This is a genomic window from Amycolatopsis jiangsuensis, assembly GCF_014204865.1.
GTDB classification, from domain to species: domain Bacteria; phylum Actinomycetota; class Actinomycetes; order Mycobacteriales; family Pseudonocardiaceae; genus Amycolatopsis; species Amycolatopsis jiangsuensis.
In genome coordinates this window covers 7,083,389-7,100,450 of sequence record NZ_JACHMG010000001.1, presented here as the reverse complement: position 1 = coordinate 7,100,450, position 17,062 = coordinate 7,083,389, and the positions used below count along the sequence as shown (strand labels likewise).

Sequence of the window (17,062 nt, the reverse complement as noted above, 5' to 3'; positions counted from 1 at the left end):
GTCGCAGGATCAGGAGCGGGTCAGGCGCCGAGCTCGTCGTCGATCAGGGCGAACAGTTCGTCGGTGCTCGCGCCGGCCAGCGCGTCGGCACCACCCGGGGAGCCGGACAGGGTCTGGTGCAGGGAGGCGACCACCGCCTGCAGCCGGGCCACGATCCGGGTGCGATCGATCTCCGCGGCGTCGAGGCTCGCCGCGACCGCCTCGACGCGGTCGAGTTCGACCTCCACCGGGACCTCGCCGTCGTCCTCGCGGAGCAGAGTCCCCAGGTGCTCGGCCAGCGCCTGCGGGTTCACGTGGTCGAACGCCACGGTCGCGGGCAGTTTCAGGCCGGTCACCGAGCCGAGCCGGTTGCGCAGGTCGACCGCGGTCACCGAGTCGAAGCCGAGCTCCTTGAACGCGCGCGCCGGCTCGACCGCACCGCCCTCGTCGTAGCCGGCGACGGCGGCGACCTCACCACGCACCAGGTCCAGCAGCATCCGCCGCTGCTCGGCCGGTGCCGCCGCGGCCAGCCGGCCGGCGAGGTCACCCGCGCCGGCCGGTCCGGTCTCGGCGGGTTCGGCCGTGGCCTCCGGCAGCGCACGCAGCAGCGGCCGCGGGCGGGTGAGCTGGTAGACCGGCGCGAACGCGGCCCAGTCGATGTCCGCGACCACGAGCTGTGTCTCGTCCTGGTCGAGGGCCTGGCCGAGCGCGTCCACGGCGAGCCGTGGCTCCATCTCCGCCAACCCCATGCGGCGCAGCACCTCGCTCGCCTCGGCGTCGACCATGCCTCCGCCACCCCACGAGCCCCAGGCCACCGCGGTGGCTGTGCGGCCGGCCGCGCGCCGACTACGGGCGAGAGCGTCGAGGTAGGCGTTGCCGGCCGCGTACGCGGGCTGACCCGAGGTGCCCCAGACAGCGGCGCCGGAGGACATCATCACGAACGCGTCGAGCTCGGTGTCGCCGAGCAGCCGGTCCAGCAGCGCCGCTCCGGTCACCTTCGCGCGGGTCGCCGCGGCGAACTCCTCCGGGCTCACCTGGGCGAGCTCCGGTTCCTTCGCCAGCACCCCGGCGGCGTGGACCACCGCGGACGGCGAGTGCTCGGCGAGCACGCCGGCCAGCGCGGTCTCGTCGGTGACGTCGCAGGCCACGACCGTCACCCGGGTACCGGAAAGCTCGTCGACCAGCTCACGGGCACCATCCGCGTCGAGGCCCCGACGGCTGGTGAGCACGAGGTGCTGCGCGCCACGCGCAGCGAGCCAGCGGGCGACGTGCGCGCCGACCGCCCCGGTCCCGCCAGTGATCAGCACGGTGCCGCGTGGCGACCACCGCTCGACGGTCTCCGACCCCAGCGGCGCACGCACCATCCGCTTCGCGAACACGCCCGACTGCCGGATCGCCACCTGATCTTCGTTGTCCACTCCGGACAGCACCGCCGCCAGCCGAGCCGCACCGGACGCGTCGGCGAGATCCACCAGCCCGCCCCAGCTGCCAGGCTGGTCGAGCGAGGCCACGGTGCCGAGACCCCAGACAGCGGCCGCCTCGGGATCGGCGTCGGCGAACGCGTCCACCGCGACTGCACCGCGGGTGCCGACCCAGAGCGGGGCGTCCAGATCGTTGTCCCGCAAGGCCTGCAGCAGCGCGATCGTCGCCGCGACCGGGGTGCCGAGAGCCGGCGCCAGCGGATGTTCGGACCGATCGAACGCGAGCAGTGACAGAACTCCGTCGAACGGCCGGACCGCCGTCGCCTGCCCCACCAGCTCGGCCAGCGCGCCGCGGTTCGCGGGCTCCGCGGCGACGAGGCGGACGACCTCGCCGTGTACGGCCAGCGCGTCGGCGATCTCCGCCGCCTCGGCACTCCCGGCCGGAACGACGACCAGCCACGTTCCGGTCAGCCCACCGGTCACGCCGGTGAGCGGAACCCAGGAGACCCGGTATCGCCACGAGTCCACAGTGGACCGCTCAGTCCGGCGCCCGTGCCAAGCGGCCAGCGCGGGGACGACTTCGGACAGCGGCGCGGCCGGGATCCCGAGCCGGGACGCGAGCCCGTCGACATCGCCCTCGGTCACGTCCCGCCAGAAGTCCTGATCGGCCACCGGAAGCGCCGGATCCGGCACGGCGGACTCCGGCTCGTGCCAGAAGCGTTTGTGCTGGAACGGGTAGGTCGGCAGTTCGAGCACGCGTCCGCCCGGCGTCAGCGAAGCCCAGTCGACCGCGCCACCGCGCACGAAGTACTCGGCGAGCGAAGTCGCGAAGCGGGGCAAGCCGCCTTCGTCGCGGCGCAGCGTGCCGGCGACCGCACCGGAGTGCCCGGCCTCGTCCAGCGTCTCCTGAATGCTCATGGTCAGCACCGGGTGCGGGCTGACCTCGACGAACCGGGTGTACCCGGCCGCCGCCAGCTGCGCGACGACCGGCGCGAACCGCACCGTCCGGCGGAGGTTGGAGAACCAGTAGGCGGCGTCCACAGTGGAGTCGTCGACCGCGTCGAGGGTGACCGTCGACGTCATCGCGACCGTGCCGCGGTGCGGAGTGATCGGGCCGAGATCGGCCAGCAGCCGCTCGGACAGGTGCTCCACGTGCGTGGAGTGCGAGGCGTAGTCCACCGGCACCCGCTTGGCACGGAAGCCATCGTCGACCAGCTGATCGCGCAGTTGGTCCAGCGCGTCGCCGTCGCCGGACAGCACCGCTGAGGTCGCACCGTTGTCCGCGGCCACCGAAATCCGGCCGTCCCAGGCGTCGAGCCGCTGTTCGAGGTCCGCGACCGAGAGGCCGGCGGCGAGCATCCCGCCGCCCCGACCGCCGAGCACGTCACCGATCGCCTTGCTGCGCAACGCGACCACCCGCGCACCATCCTCGAGCGACAGTGCACCGGAGACAGTCGCCGCGGCGATCTCGCCCTGAGAGTGACCGATCACCATGTCCGGCTGCACACCATGCGCGCGCCATACCGCGGCGAGCGAGACCATCACTGCCCACAGCATCGGCTGGACCACATCGACGCGATCCTCGGGTGGCGTACCCGGCTCGCTCCGCAGTACCGAAAGCACCGACCAGTCCGTGAACCGCCGCAGCGCGGCGTCGCATTCGGACAGTCGCTCGGCGAACACCGGCGAATGATCCAGCAGCTCCAACGCCATCCCGGTCCACTGCGAACCCTGGCCGGGGAACACGAACACCGTGCGTCCGCGGACGTCGGCGGTACCGGTGACCACGTCGGGTCGCGATCGGCCGGCGGCCAACGCGCCCAAGGCTTCCGTCGCCTGCTCGGAATCGTGCGCGAGGACCACGGCCCGCTGATCGAGTTGTGCCCGTCCGGTGGCGAGCGTGTACGTGACGTCGGCGAGATCGTCCACCGAGGACGTGAGCTGTCCGGCAGCGGCGGCCAGTGCGGGCGGTGTCTTCGCCGACAGGACCAGTGGGTACACCGGTTGCGCGGTCACCGGCTCCGGCTCGGCTTCGGCCGGCGCCTGCTCCAGGATCACGTGCGAGTTCGTGCCGCTGACCCCGAACGACGACACCGCGGCACGACGCGGGCGCCTGAGCACGGGCCAGTCCCGCGCCTCGGTGAGCAGCTCGACGGCGCCGGAAGCCCAGTCGACATGCTTCGACGGCGTGCCGACGTGCAGAGTCCGCGGCAGCCGCCCGTGCCGTAACGCCTGGATCATCTTGATCACGCCGGCCACCCCGGCAGCGGCCTGCGGATGGCCCAGGTTCGACTTGATCGAACCGAGCAGCAACGGCTCCCCGGCCGTGCGCGTCCCGTAGGTCTCCAGCAGCGACTGCGCCTCGATCGGGTCGCCGAGCGCCGTACCGGTACCGTGCGCCTCGACGGCGTCCACATCGGACACGGACAGTCCGGCGTCGGCCAGCGCCGCCTCGATCACCCGTACCTGCGAAGGCCCGTTGGGTGCGGAGAAGCCGTTGCTGGCCCCGTCCTGGTTCACTGCCGAGCCGCGAAGGAGCGCGAGCACGCGGTGCCCGTTGCGGCGGGCGTCGGAAAGCCGTTCCAGCACCAGGACTCCCACGCCCTCTGCCCACGACGTGCCGTCCGCGTCGTCGGAGAAGGACTTGCTGCGTCCGTCCGCGGACAGGCCGCGGCGGCTGCAGAAGTCGACGAACATCTCCGGCGTGCCCATCACCGCGACCCCACCGGCCAGCGCGAGCGTGCAGTCACCGCGGCGGAGTGCCTGCGCGGCCGTGTGCAACGCGACCAGCGACGACGAACAGGCCGTGTCCACCGAGACCGACGGACCTTCCAGCCCGAGCGTGTAGGAGACCTGGCCGGACACCAGGCTGCCGTCCGGGCTGCCACCGCTGTAGTCGTGGTACATCACCCCGGCGTAGACGCCGGTCGGACTGCCCTTCAACGACTGCGGATCCAGTCCGGCGCGCTCGAAGGCCTCCCACGAAGCCTCCAGCAGGATCCGCTGCTGCGGGTCCGCGCGACGCGCGTCACGGGGGCTGATACCGAAGAACTCGGCGTCGAAGTCCGGGGCGTCGTAGAGGAAACCGCCGTGGCGGGTGTAGGTCTTGCCCGGACGCTCGGGTACCGGGTCGTAGACGCCTTCGACGTCCCAGCCGCGGTCCGCGGGGAATTCCCCGATCGCGTCCCGGCCCTCGTCGACGAGGTCCCACAGGTCGTCCGGAGTGCGCACGCCCCCGGGGTAGCGGCAGCTCATGCCGATGATCGCGACCGGTTCGGTGTCACGGGCCTCCAGCTCGTGCAGCCGCTGCCGGGTCTGCTTGAGGTCCGCTGTCGCCCGCTTCAGGTACTCGCGGAGCTTGTCCTCGTTGCGCATTGCCGCCTCCGCGGAAGGTGCGTCGCCGGTGTCCTTGGCGTGACCGTTCATGAGATGCCCAATTCGTCGTCCAGGACGGCAAACAGCTCGTCGTCGGTGGCCTCGCCCAGATCGGCGGACCCGGTGGTGCCCGTTGTCCCAGTGGTTGCCGTGTTCCCGGTGGAGTGCGCGTCGGCCCACTTCCGGACCAGCGCGTCGAGCCGCGCGGCGACCTTCGCGGTCGACCCGTTGAGCGCGCCCGCCGCCCCGCCGAGCACGGCTTCCAGCCGGTCGATCTCGGCGAGCACCGGGTCGGCAGGGCCGCTGCCCGCCCCGAGCAGTTCGTGCAGCCGCCGCGCGAGGGCAGCCGGCGTCGGATGGTCGAACACGATCGTCGCGGTGAGCTTCACTCCGGTGCGCGTGCCCAGCTGGTTGCGCAGCTCGACCGAGGTCAGCGAATCGAAGCCCATTTCCTGGAACGCCCGCTCGGGTTCGACGGCGGCCGCCGAGGTGAACCCGAGCACCGCGGCGACCTGGTCGGACACCACGTTGAGCAGGTAGGGCGCGCGCTCTTCGTCCGGCAGCGCGCCCCACCGCGTCGCGACGTCCCCGCCGGCGCGGGCCGGGCTCCGCCGGGGCGTGCTGCGGACCAGACCACGCAGCACCGGCGGCAAGCCATCGGTCCGGGCACGCAGCGCGGACAGGTCCAGCCGCACCGGCGCGAGGACGGCGTCCTCCGCGGTGAGGCAGGCGTCCAGCAGGGCCAACGCCTCCGAAGTCTCCATCGGCGGGGTACCCAGCCGGCGCAGGCGGCGGAGGCCGGCTTCGTCCAGTTCGCCTGCCATGCCGCCGTCCTCGGCCCAGGCGCCCCAGGACAGCGACGTGGCGGGCAGGCCCTGTGCCCGGCGGTGCCGCGCCAGCTCGTCGAGGAACGCGTTCGCCGCGGCGTATCCGGCCTGCCCGGCAGCCAGCGCGGTACTCGCCGCCGAAGAGAACATCACGAACGCGTCGAGGTCGCCGGTCTGCTCGTGCAGGTGCCAGGCACCGTCGACTTTGGACGCGAAGACGCGGTCGGTTTCGTCCTCGGTCAGGCTTTCGACCCGCCCCGCGGATGGCACACCAGCGGCGTGGACCACCGCGGTCACTCCTGTCTTGGCGAGTAGCGCGCGCACCGAAGCGGCGTCGGCGACGTCGCAGCTTTCGATCGCGACCTCCGCGCCCAGTTCGGTCAGCTGAGCACGCAGTTCGGCCGCGCCCGGAGCGTCCGGACCACGACGGCTGGTGAGTAGCAGGTCGCGCACGCCGTGCTTGGTGACCAGGTGCCGGGCGACGATCGCGCCGAGGCCACCGGTGCCACCCGTGATCAGCACGGTGCCTCGCCAGTTCAGCTCGGCCGGCTCCACAGCCGCCGCGGTGAACCGGGGCGCGTAGACCTTCCCGTCCCGGACCGCGGCCTCCGGTTCACCAGTGGCGAGTGCCGGAGCCGGATCTCCGTCCACCAGCACGAAGCGGCCCGGATTCTCCGCCTCCGCCGCACGGACCAGACCCCAAGCCGTCGCCAGCGCCGGGTGGACGTCCTCACCGGACACCGACACCGCGCCTCGGGTCACCACAGCCAGTCGTCCTTCACCGGTAAGGGTTTCCCTTACCGCAGCAAGCACCTGCCGGGCCACGCCACGAGCCGCAGCCGGCACTTCAGTGTCCGAGGTGGACACTTCCAGTATCCGGACGTCGCCCGGCTCGGCGACTGCGCTGACCGGTTCCCACGAGACGCGGTACAGCGAGTCGCGGGCGGGCGCCAGCTTGTCCAGCGAAATCGCCCGGGCGGCCAGCGTGTCGACCGAGAGGACCGGCCCGCCGGTGGCGTCGGCGATCTGCACCGTGACAGCGTCCGGGCCGGACGGTGCAACGCGCACTCGCAGCGCCGAAGCACCTGCGGAATACAACGTCGTGCCACTGAACGAGAACGGCAGCATCGGCTCGGCCTCGCCGGTTTCCGGCGCCGGACCCAGCAGTTGGGCGTGCAGTGCCGCATCGAGCAACGCGGGGTGGAGACCGTAGTCACGCGCGTCGGCGCCGTCCGGCAGTACGACCTCTGTGTAAGTATCCTCACCACTGCGCCACATCGCACGCAGGCCTCGGAACGCGGCGCCGTAGTCGTAACCGAGATCGGCAAGTGTCGCGTACGGATCGTCGAGCTCCACCTTCGTCGCCCCTGGCGGCGGCCACGCGGTCAGGTCGAACGACGGCGCCTCGGTCACCGGAGTGACGAAGCCGCTGGCATGCCGAGTCCAGTCGTCGGATCCGTCCGGTCGCGAATGGACAGTGACGCTGCGGCGTCCGGCCTCGTCAGCAGCTTCCACGGAGACCTGAACGGACACCGCCTCGGTCAAAGCCAGCGGAGCCTCGAGGGTCAGCTCTTCGATGTGCGCGCAGCCGGCCTCGTCCGCCGCGCAGCGCACCAGCTCGACAAATGCCGTGCCCGGCAGAAGAACCGTCCCGAGAACCACGTGGTCGGCGACCCAACCCTCGGGCGACAGCCGTCCGGTGAGGATCGTCGCCCCGGTCTCCGGGACCTGAACCACCGCGCTGAGCATCGGGTGCGCGGACGGCTGCTGCCCGTGGCCGGCCGCATCGCCGGATCCGGCCGTGGCAGGCAGCCAGTAGCGAGTGCGACGGAAGGCGTAGGTGGGCAGGTCGACACGGCGTGCGCCGGGGTAGAAGGCCGCCCAGTCCACCGGGACACCGCGGGTGTGCAACGTCGCGACCGCGCTGACCACCGTCTCGGCTTCACCGCGGTCCTTGCGCTGACCCGCCACGAAGGCCAGCGAGTCGTCATCGAATCCGGACGTCGCCGCGGCGGTGAGCACTGCGGAAGGTCCGACCTCCAGGAAGGTACGGACCCCTTCGTCGGCAAGCAGCTGCACGCCCTCGTGAAAGCGCACCGCAGCGCGGACCTGGTGCACCCAGTAGTCCGCAGTGGACACATCTCCACCAGCAGTGGACACCACCGGAATCTCCGGCTGTCGATACGTCACCCCACGAGCGACCGACGCGAACTCGTCCAGCATCGGCTCCATCAGCGGTGAATGAAACGCGTGCGAGACCTTCAGCCGGCTCGACTTCCGATCAGCGAACCGCGCCACTGCAGCGTCGACAGCCTCCTGGGTACCGGAAAGAACCACTGAATCCGGGCCGTTGATCGCGGCGATGCTCACCTCGCCGGTGAGGTACGGCGCGACCTCGTCCTCCGCCGCCTGCAGAGCCACCATCGCCCCGCCAGAAGGCAACCGCTGCATCAACCGCGCCCGTGCACCGACCAAGGCAGCAGCATCCGGAAGCGACAACACACCCGCGACGTGAGCCGCAGCCAGCTCACCGATCGAATGACCCAGCACATAGTCCGGCTTGATACCCCACGAGGACAACAGCCGGAACAACGCCACCTCGAACGCGAACAACGCAGGTTGTGTGCAGCCAGTCTGTTCCAGCGCCTCCGCGTCCTCCAGCACTGTCCGCAACGAACGATCCACATGCGTGTCCAGCTCGGTGCAGATCGCGTCGAAAGCCGCTGCGAACACCGGGTACTTCGCGGCCAGCTCCGTACCCATACCGGCCCGTTGCGCACCCTGGCCGGTGAACAGGAAAGCCAGCTTGCCGTCGTTCCGGCGGTCGCGAATCACCCCGGGGCCGTTCTCGGCGAGCGTGGCCAGCCCGGCCAGCAGCTCCTCGCGGGACGACCCGACCACGACCGCCCGGTGGTCGAACGCGGTACGCGTGGTCGCGAGGGAAAAGCCGACGTCAGCGGGTGCGCCCTCGGCCTGTTCGGCCAGCCGCCGGGCCTGCGCGGCCAGAGTGTCCGCGGAGTCCGCCGACACCGGCCACGCGACCACCGGCAGGTCAGCCCGTACCGGAGCGTCTTCGACGACCGGCTCTGCCTGCTCGACGATCACGTGCGCGTTGGTACCGCTGATGCCGAACGAGGAGACCCCGGCGCGGCGCGGACGGCCGGTCTCGGGCCAGGCACGTGCTTCGGTAAGCAGTTCCACTGCGCCGGCGGACCAGTCCACGTGCGGTGACGGTGCATCGACGTGGAGGGTCTTCGGCAGCAGTCCGTGCCGGATCGCCTGCACCACCTTGATCACGCCGCCGACGCCGGCGGCCGCCTGGGTGTGCCCGACGTTCGACTTGAACGAGCCCAGCCACAGCGGTTCGTCCGCGGGCCGGTCACGACCGTAGGTGGCCAGCAACGCCTGCGCCTCGATCGGGTCGCCCAGCTTCGTCCCGGTGCCGTGGCCTTCGACCAGGTCGACCTCGGCGGTGGTCAGTCCGGCCGACACCAGTGCCTGTCGGATCACGCGCTGCTGCGCCGGTCCATTGGGGACGGTCAGCCCGCTCGACGCACCATCGGAATTCACCGCGGAGCCGCGCACGAGCGCCAGCACCGGATGCCCGAGACGACGCGCCTCGGAAAGCCGTTCCACCACGAGGACGCCGGCGCCTTCACCCCAGCCGGTGCCGTCCGCCGCGGCGGCGAACGCCTTGCACCGGCCGTCGTCGGAGAGGCCGCGCTGCTCGCTGAAGTACACAAAGGTCTCCGGCGTGGCCATCACGGTGACACCACCGACCAACGCCAGCGAACAGTCACCGCGGCGCAGCGCCTGCGTCGCCCAGTGCAAGGCGACGAGCGACGACGAGCACGCCGTGTCCACGCTCACCGCCGGCCCTTCCAGGCCGAGTGCGTAGGCGACCCGTCCGGACACCACGCTGCCGGCCGCCGCGTGCCCCGCGTAATCGTGGTACATCACGCCCGCGAACACCCCGGTGTCGCTTCCCCGCAGTGTTTCGGGGACTATTCCGGCCCGTTCGAGAGCGTTCCAGGAAGTCTGCAGCAACAGCCGCTGCTGTGCATCCATCGCGAGTGCTTCACGCGGTGAGATACCGAAGAACTCCGGATCGAATTCCGCCGCGTCGTACAGGAAGCCCGCTTCGCGGGTGTTCGTGGTGCCGGGTCGTTCCCCGGCGGGGTCGTACAACGTGTCGAGCGGCCAGCCGCGGTCGGACGGGAACCCGCCGATCGCATCGGTACCATCGGCGACCAGCTCCCACAGCGCCTCCGGCGAATCCACCTCGCCCGGGTAACGGCAGGCCATGCCGACGATCGCGATCGGTTCGGTGTCCCGTTCGCGCACGTCCTGCAGGGCCCGCTTGGCCTCACGCAGATCGGTGGTCGCACGCTTGAGGTAGTCGAGCAGCTTGCGCTCGTTCTCGCCGGTCATACCGCACCTCCCGGTTCGGTGCCGGAAGTGCGGGAAATGCCGCCGGACAGGAAATCGGTCATCACGCCAGTCGCCCACCTAACCGCGGAAAAGGGTGGAAGGTGCCACGCCCGAAACGCTACCGACGACCTGGTGACCGACCCACCCCTAACGGGGCCGCGACCGCCCCACTTTCACCGCGCGAGATCGGCCACCACGGCACGCGGTGCGGGCAACGCGGCCACTTCCGCACCCAGCGCGGCCGCCCCTGCCCGGAGCGCATCGTCGGCCACCAGCCGGGAAATCCCGTCCGCCGCGCCGACCAACCCGGCGCCCGCACCGGCCACCCGACGGCCGAAAGCGGACTCGGCCAGCGACAGCTGCGGCAGCCCCGAAGCCACCGCGGCCAACGCGAGTGCGCCATCCCCGTCGTGAACCACGGCGGCGCAGGTCGGCAGCACGGCCGCGGGTGGCGCGGCGTCAACCAGCTTCACGTTGGCGGGTAAGGAAATGTCCGAGGGCAGCGCACTCGGCTCGACTGCACACACCAGTTCGGCGTCCACATCGGACACGGCGGCGAACACGGGACCGAAGGCCGCGGCTTCGTTCAGCGAAAGCAGGATCCGGCTGCGCCGCGCTTTGCGGCGGAGCCAAGCCGGCACGACGGCGGGTCCGAAGTACGGCACGTGTCGCACCGGCGTTGCCGAAGATCCCGGGTCCCGTAACGAGGGCGGGACGACGTCGAGCGCGAGGTCCACTTCGGACGCGTCCGGTTCGTCGAGCACGCCCAGCAGCCGGACAGCCACTGCGGCCACCGCGCGCGCGGCGGCGGTACCGGCCGGTGCCTGCGCGTCGGAGACCACGACCTCCGGCCGCCACAGCTTCGCGAACTCAACCAGAGCGGCGGACTCGGCCAGCTCCGCCTCGTCCCCGCCTTCGAGGTCGACCGCGACACAGCCGGTACGCAGGATTTCCTCGACGAACGAAGGACGTCCGGCGATCTTCACGTCGTGCCCGGCCGAGCGCAGCGCCCACGCGAAGGGCACCAGGCTGTGCAGACGGGACGGCGACGACGGCGCGGCCAGGAGTACACGCATGGGATCCCTCCGGAAACGGGAAATCGAGCAGCCTCGTGAGTGGCGAGTCCGGTTGTGCCCGGACTCGCCACTCATGAGGTGGTTGTCACTGACCGGGCAGGGTGACCGCGTCGATCGGGTTGCGCCGCATCGCCAGCCGGGCCGAGAGGGCGGTGACCGGCCACACGATGAGGAAGATCGCCAGCACGACGGCCAGGAACACCCAGATCGGCCCGGACGGGATGATCTCGCCGGTGGTGATCGCCATCGGCAGCACGGTGAACAGCGAGATCACGATGCCGAGCACCAGCCCGGTCACCGACACGATCCCGCCTTCCACGAACAGCATCCGCCGCACCTGCCGCCGGTCCGCGCCGGCGAGCCGCTGGGCGCCGAACTCCCGGCGCCGCGCCAGCACCGCCACCGCGAGCGTGTTCACCGCGGCGATCGCGGCGTAGGCGATGGCGAGCACCGCCAGCAGGTAGTTGATCAGCGCTTCCACGTCCGCGCTCGCCTGGAAACTCTCGGCGAGCGCGTCCGAATCCCCGACTGTGGAACCGGGCCAGTTCGCGGTCCGGTCCGACAGCGCGGACACCAGCGTGTCGGCGTCGGTGCCCTCGGCCGCCCGCACGAGCACCTGCGGGGCCAGCCCGCTGGTGGTGTGCGCGGTGAGCAGGTCGGCAGGCAGCACCATGCTCGCGTAGCTGGACGGGCTGTCCAGCAGCGCCACCAGCTTCACCGGCACCTGGGCGCCGTCCCCGAGCCGCATGGTGATCTGGTCGCCGACCTTGATCTCGAGGTCGTCGGCGACGTCCTCGGGCAGCGCGACGGTGTTGCCGCGCAACTGCTCCAGCGAACCCTCGGTGACCTCGGTGGCGAGTACGGTGCCGCCCTGGTCCTGCCCGGCGACCCCGAGCAGGCGCAGTGGATCGCTGCCGTTGCCGTCGTAGGGCTGTTCGATCCAGCCGGAGCTGGTGACCAGCGGCGAAGCCGTGCCGACCCCGGGCGTGCTGCGGATCCGCGCGAACTCGTCCGCCGAGATCCCGCCCGCCTCCGAACTGACCACGGCATCCGCCTGCAGCTGCCCGGCGTACGCGGCGACCTGGGCCTTCTGCGCGGTCGTCTCCGAATAGACGTTCCCGAGCGCCACCGCGCTCGCGAGCGTGACCGGGGTGAGCACCGCGGCGAACGCGACGGCACGGGCCCGCGAGTTGATCACCGCGAGCGTGGCGTCGCGTCCGGCGACCCGCCGGATGAACGGGCCGAACCGGTCCGCCACCCAGGCCATGATCTCCGGCCCCAGCAACGCCACCGCGATCGCGCCGGTCAGCACGGCGGGCCCGCCGATCGCGGACGCCGTGTCTGCCGGCATGAACAGGGTGGTCGCGGCCAGCAGCACGGTCGCCGCGGCGAACACCACCGCGCCCATGCGGCGCAACGGGTTCACCTTGGCGCCCGGGATCGAGGCCTCGGCCAGCGCCTGGATCGGCCGGGCACGGGCCGCGGCCAGCGCGGCGAACCACGCGGCGGCGTAGGTGATCGCCAGTGTGGCCACGATCCCGGCACCGAACGCGATGATGTCCTGGGTGAACGCCAGCTCGTGCGGCACGATGCCGAGCGAGACGCTGGTGGCGAAGATCCGGCCGCCGAGCAGGCTGCCCAGTACCGCGCCGCACACCGCGGCGAGCACCCCGACCGCCATCGTCTCGAACAGCACCATCCGGTGCACCTGCTTCGGCGTGGCACCGGTGGCCCGCAGCAGCGCCAGCTCCTGCTGCCGCTGCCGGACGGTGAGGCTGATCGTCGCCGAGACGACCAGCGCCATGACCACCAGGACCATGCCGCCGAACACCGCGGCCAGCAGGATCAACGGCAGCTGCCCGGCGTCGACGCCGAGGAATTCGGCCGCGCCGCGGTCGTCCCCGGTCAGCACGGTCAGCCCCGGCACCTGCTCGGCGATCCGGCCGGCCAGCTCGTCGGCGTCCACCCCGTCGGCCGGGAACACCCCGGCCAGCCCGACGCTGCCCGGATGCGGGTTGTAGCGCTGGGCATCGGCCGCGGAGAAGAAGAACCCGGGCGCCTGCACCTCCTGGGCGGGCCGGGCGATCCCGGAGACCAGGAAGGACTGCCGTGCCCCGGCGACCGCGAGGTCCACAGTCGTCCCCGGACGTATCCCGGCCGCACCGGCGGTGGCCGCGTCGAGCACCACCTGGCCGGTCGCGCCCGGCGCCGCGCCCTCGACGATCTTGTACCCGCCGAGCGCGGCGGAATCCCAGCCGTGTCCGGAAAGGACGGAGGTACCGGACCCGGCCGCCGGAGCACCGTCCCGCAGCAGCGCCGCGGCGAACGACACGTCCGGCACCGCCTGCCCGACGCCCTCGACCGCGGAGATCTTCGCGATCCCGTCCTCGGGCAGCCCGGCACGCTCGGCGTACGGGACCACCTGGGACTCCTCGTCCGGCAGCTTGAAACCGGCGGACCCGCCGACCACGACCGGCGCCGCGGCCAGCCGCTGGGGCTGCGCCTTCAGCACGATCGCCGTCTCGAACAAACCGGCACACGCGATGAGCAGTCCGCACCCGATGAGGATCGCGACGAACGACGCCAGTGACGCCGCCGCGCGGTACCGCAGGCTCGACAGCGCGAGGCCGAGCACCACCCGCCGCGAACTCACCGCTGCCCCCTGGCCTGCTTGGCCCGGGCGCCGAGCTGCGCCAGGGTGCCGGCCACCGCCTCCACGGTCGGCGTCGCCATCTGCGTGACGATCTGTCCGTCCACGAGGAACAGCACGGTGTCGGCACAGGACGCGGCGACCGGATCGTGGGTGACCATCACGATGGTCTGGCCCGCGTCGACCAGCTCCCGCATCAGCCCGAGCACCTCGAGCGCGGTGTTCGTGTCGAGCGCGCCGGTGGGCTCGTCGGCGAACACCACCTGCGGCCGGGCGGCCAGCGCACGGGCGATCGCCACGCGCTGCTGCTGCCCGCCGGACAGCTCACCCGGCCGGTGCTTCACCCGCTGGGTCAGCCCGACGCGGGCGAGCACCTGGCTCACCCACGCCTGGTCCGGCTCGCGGCCGGCCAGCAGGGTGGGCAGGGTGACGTTCTGCTCGACGTTCAGCGCGGGCATCAGGTTGAAGGACTGGAAGATGAACGCCACGTGCTGCCGGCGCAGCTCGGTCAGCTTGGTCTCGCTCTTGCCCTTCAGGTCGGTCCCCACCAGGGTGACCCGGCCCGAGGTCGGCTTGTCCAGCCCGGCCGCGCAGTGCAGCAGCGTGCTCTTGCCGGAACCGGAGGGCCCCATCACCGCGGTGAAGGACCCGGCCGGAAAGCCGACGGAGACCCCGGCGAGCGCTTCGACCGCGCTTTCGCCGGAGCCGTAGGTCTTGTGCACCGCGTCCAGCTGGACCGGTGTCTCGACGGAAGTCATCGTGGGCACGTCGTTCACTCCGATCCGCTCCCGGCACCCCGGCGTTCCGAGCCGAGATACCACCACAGGGCGAGCAGTACCCCGCCGACGCCGACCGTCCAGAGCCAGAACGGGGCCTTGAAGGACATGCTGATCAGGCTCATCAGCAGCCAGATCACGAACTGGACGCCACTGACGACGGCCCAGACGATGGTGACGATCCGGCGAGCGAGTCCGCTCGCTGAGCGGGTTTCTCCGGTGCTCTCCGGCATGAGGCCCCCAATACGGCTTCGGCGGAGTCAATTAACTGTGTAAGGCGTGCACAGTTTAGCGGAACCCGGGCGAAAGCGGTAGCCACCCCTCCCCTGGAGCCTGAGGGGTACCGGGCCCGCAGGGGTCAGCCGGACCCGCGGGCGGCGGCGCGGGTGCGCCGGTCGAAGTCGCGGACGCTCCACACGCCGACGACCAGCACGCCACCGCCGAGCAGGACCCACAGCAGCCACAGCGGGTCCCACTGGCCGCCGATCACCCCGATGAAGAACCAGATCAGCACGTTCACCCCGGCGACGAGCACCCACAGCCCGAACGCCAGCCGCGGCGCAGCCTCCAGCAGCGCGGGCGCCGGCGCATCCGGACGACCCTCGATCGCCGCGCGCAACGCCGGACGCGAACCGGCGAGCCGGACCCGGGCCAGTCGGCGGGCCGCTTCCTGCCCGTCGTACTGTCCGGCGGAGCGGGCGTGCTCGATCTCGGTGGCCGCCAGCTTCCGGTCCAGCTCGGTGACCCGCCCGAACCCGGACCGGTTGGTCTCGCTCACGTCCGCTCGCCCCCAGCCCAGATCAGTGTAAGACTTGCACAGTTTACTGAAGGACGTCCCGGAGCGAAAGATGCCGATCGAGCCCGACCCGCGTGATCTCCCTCCCGGCCTGGCCCCCGCCTGGCTCGGCGGCCCCCGGCCGCGCCGCGGCCCGAAGCCCGCGCACACCGTCGCGGAGGTGGTCGCGGCCGCCGTCGAGCTGGCCGACACGGAGGGTCTGGCCGCGGCGTCACTGCCGAACATCGCCGCCTCGCTCGGCCTGACCACCAATGCGCTGTACCGCTATGTCGGGTCGAAGGACGAGCTGGTCGCCCTGCTCGCCGACGCCGGGTTCGGGCCGCCGCCGGAGCGGACGGCCGCCGGCAGCTGGCGGGAGGAGGTCCGGGCGTGGACCGAGGCCGCGCTCGAGCGGTACGCGGCCCGGCCGTGGCTGCTGGAAGTGCCCTACCGCGGCGGTGGCCTGACCCCGCACCGCCTGCGCTGGACGGAACTGCTGCTGGTCACCCTGACCGGAGCCGGTTTGTCCGAAGTGGACGCCTTGGGCTGCGCCGAGCTGGTCACGGATCTGGCCCACACCACCGCGGAACGGCGCCGGGCACTGACCGGCCCGGACTCCGCGGACACCCCGGTGGACGACGTACGCGCCTTCCTGCGGCCCCGGCTCGCCGACGAGGGTTACCCGCATCTGGCCGGTCTCGCCGAGGCGGGGCGCTTCCCCGCCCCGGCGACGGCCGGGTTCGCGCTGGAGCGCGTGCTGGACGGGATCGCCGCCCTGCTCAGCGCCGCGCGCTGACCCGCTGGCGCAGGAAGAGTCCCGCCCGGTCCAGCGCCTCGTCGGCCTCGTCGAGCATCCCGGTGAAGCACGGGAACACGTGCGGCACGCCGGCGACGACGTCCAGGATCACGTCCACCCCTGCCTCCCGCGCCCGCGCGGCCGCCCTGGTCGAGTCGTCGAGCAGGATCTCGTTGGTGCCCACCTGGAGCAGCAGCGGCGGCAACCCGGTGAAGTCGGCCGAGACCGCCGGGCTGAGCAGCGGCTGCCGCGGGTCCTGCCCGGCGAGGTACAGCGCCGCGGGCCCGGCCAGCGATTCCGGGGTGAACATCGGATCGGCGGCCGCCCTGGTCACGATGCTTTCGCCGGTGCCGGTCAGGTCCAGCCACGCGGAGAACACCACGACCGCTGCGGGCAACGGCAGTCCCGCGTCGCGAGCGGACAAGCAGGTGGTGATGCTCAGGCCACCACCGGCGGAGTCCCCGGCGAACACGATCGACTCCGGGTCCACGCCCTGCTCCAGCAGGTCACGGTAGGCGCCGAGCGCGTCGTCGGCCGCCGCCGGGTACGGGTCCTCCGGGGCCAGCCGGTAGTCCGGGGAGAACGCGCGGAAACCGGTCCGGGTCACCAGGTTCCCGGTGGGCGAGAGCGCGGTCTCGGGTGAGCCGACGACGAACGCGCCACCGTGGAAGTACAGGATCGTGCCCGGTCCCGGATCGGCGGCGGGTTCCACCAGCAGGGCACGCCGGCCCCCGAGCTTCGTCTCCTCGGTGCGAATCCCGCCGGGAACGAGGGTGTTGGCCATCGTTTCCCGGAACTCGGCACGGAACTGCTCGACGGATTCGTGATTGCCCGGGGGACGTGCCCGGATCGCCGCGTCGACCTGCTCCCGCTGCTGCCTGCTCATCGCGCCTCCCTCGTGGAGTCCTGACCACCGGACCCTACGGCCGGGGCGAAGCGGGACGGGTGTGCCCCGC

Annotated in this window: 7 protein-coding genes and 2 pseudogenes; 1 reads left to right on the top strand and 8 read right to left on the bottom strand. The window is 71.9% G+C overall.

Annotated features, from left to right (window positions below):
- Nucleotides 1–20: 20 nt before the first annotated feature.
- From BJY18_RS32190 to BJY18_RS32160, 7 genes and pseudogenes are all read right to left on the bottom strand, one after another.
- Nucleotides 21–4,763, bottom strand: a pseudogene (locus BJY18_RS32190) (type I polyketide synthase); the annotation flags it as partial.
- Nucleotides 4,764–4,822: 59 nt separating this feature from the next.
- Nucleotides 4,823–9,928, bottom strand: a pseudogene (locus tag BJY18_RS32185) (type I polyketide synthase); the annotation flags it as partial.
- Nucleotides 9,929–10,206: 278 nt separating this feature from the next.
- Nucleotides 10,207–11,109 carry a nucleotide disphospho-sugar-binding domain-containing protein gene (locus BJY18_RS32180; protein ID WP_184783628.1) on the bottom strand — a complete coding sequence of 301 codons (903 nt, stop codon included), beginning with the start codon at nucleotides 11,107–11,109 and terminating at the stop codon, nucleotides 10,207–10,209.
- Nucleotides 11,110–11,194: 85 nt separating this feature from the next.
- The gene (locus BJY18_RS32175) at nucleotides 11,195–13,762 is read right to left on the bottom strand and encodes an ABC transporter permease (protein ID WP_312874033.1); all 2,568 of its coding nucleotides are present in this window, start codon (nucleotides 13,760–13,762) and stop codon (nucleotides 11,195–11,197) included.
- On the bottom strand, nucleotides 13,759–14,517 hold the full coding sequence (locus tag BJY18_RS32170) for an ABC transporter ATP-binding protein (protein ID WP_184783627.1): 759 nt from the start codon (nucleotides 14,515–14,517) through the stop codon (nucleotides 13,759–13,761). The genes BJY18_RS32175 and BJY18_RS32170 overlap by 4 nt, the downstream gene beginning before the upstream one ends.
- 14 nt (nucleotides 14,518–14,531) lie before the next feature.
- The gene (locus BJY18_RS32165; protein ID WP_184783626.1) at nucleotides 14,532–14,768 is read right to left on the bottom strand and encodes a hypothetical protein; all 237 of its coding nucleotides are present in this window, start codon (nucleotides 14,766–14,768) and stop codon (nucleotides 14,532–14,534) included.
- Nucleotides 14,769–14,893: 125 nt separating this feature from the next.
- On the bottom strand, nucleotides 14,894–15,313 hold the full coding sequence (locus BJY18_RS32160) for a hypothetical protein (RefSeq protein ID WP_312874032.1): 420 nt from the start codon (nucleotides 15,311–15,313) through the stop codon (nucleotides 14,894–14,896).
- Between the two features lie 70 nt (nucleotides 15,314–15,383).
- Here BJY18_RS32160 and BJY18_RS32155 point away from each other — a divergent pair, with 70 nt between their 5' ends.
- Complete coding sequence (locus BJY18_RS32155; protein WP_184783624.1) at nucleotides 15,384–16,106, top strand: TetR/AcrR family transcriptional regulator; 723 nt, start codon at nucleotides 15,384–15,386, stop codon at nucleotides 16,104–16,106.
- On the opposite strand, the gene BJY18_RS32150 is transcribed toward BJY18_RS32155, so the two are convergent.
- On the bottom strand, nucleotides 16,090–16,992 hold the full coding sequence (locus tag BJY18_RS32150; protein WP_184783623.1) for an alpha/beta hydrolase: 903 nt from the start codon (nucleotides 16,990–16,992) through the stop codon (nucleotides 16,090–16,092). The genes BJY18_RS32155 and BJY18_RS32150 overlap by 17 nt on opposite strands.
- Between the last annotated feature and the right edge of the window lie 70 nt (nucleotides 16,993–17,062).

What these genes read in the sequence shown, in the direction of transcription:
- BJY18_RS32180 (WP_184783628.1), bottom strand. Translation starts at nt 11,109, where the DNA reads ATGCGTGTACTCCTGGCCGCGCCGTCGTCGCCGTCCCGTCTGCACAGC.
- BJY18_RS32170 (WP_184783627.1), bottom strand. Translation starts at nt 14,517, where the DNA reads ATGACTTCCGTCGAGACACCGGTCCAGCTGGACGCGGTGCACAAGACC.
- BJY18_RS32165 (WP_184783626.1), bottom strand. Translation starts at nt 14,768, where the DNA reads ATGCCGGAGAGCACCGGAGAAACCCGCTCAGCGAGCGGACTCGCTCGC.
- BJY18_RS32155 (WP_184783624.1), top strand. Translation starts at nt 15,384, where the DNA reads ATGCCGATCGAGCCCGACCCGCGTGATCTCCCTCCCGGCCTGGCCCCC.
- BJY18_RS32150 (WP_184783623.1), bottom strand. Translation starts at nt 16,992, where the DNA reads ATGAGCAGGCAGCAGCGGGAGCAGGTCGACGCGGCGATCCGGGCACGT.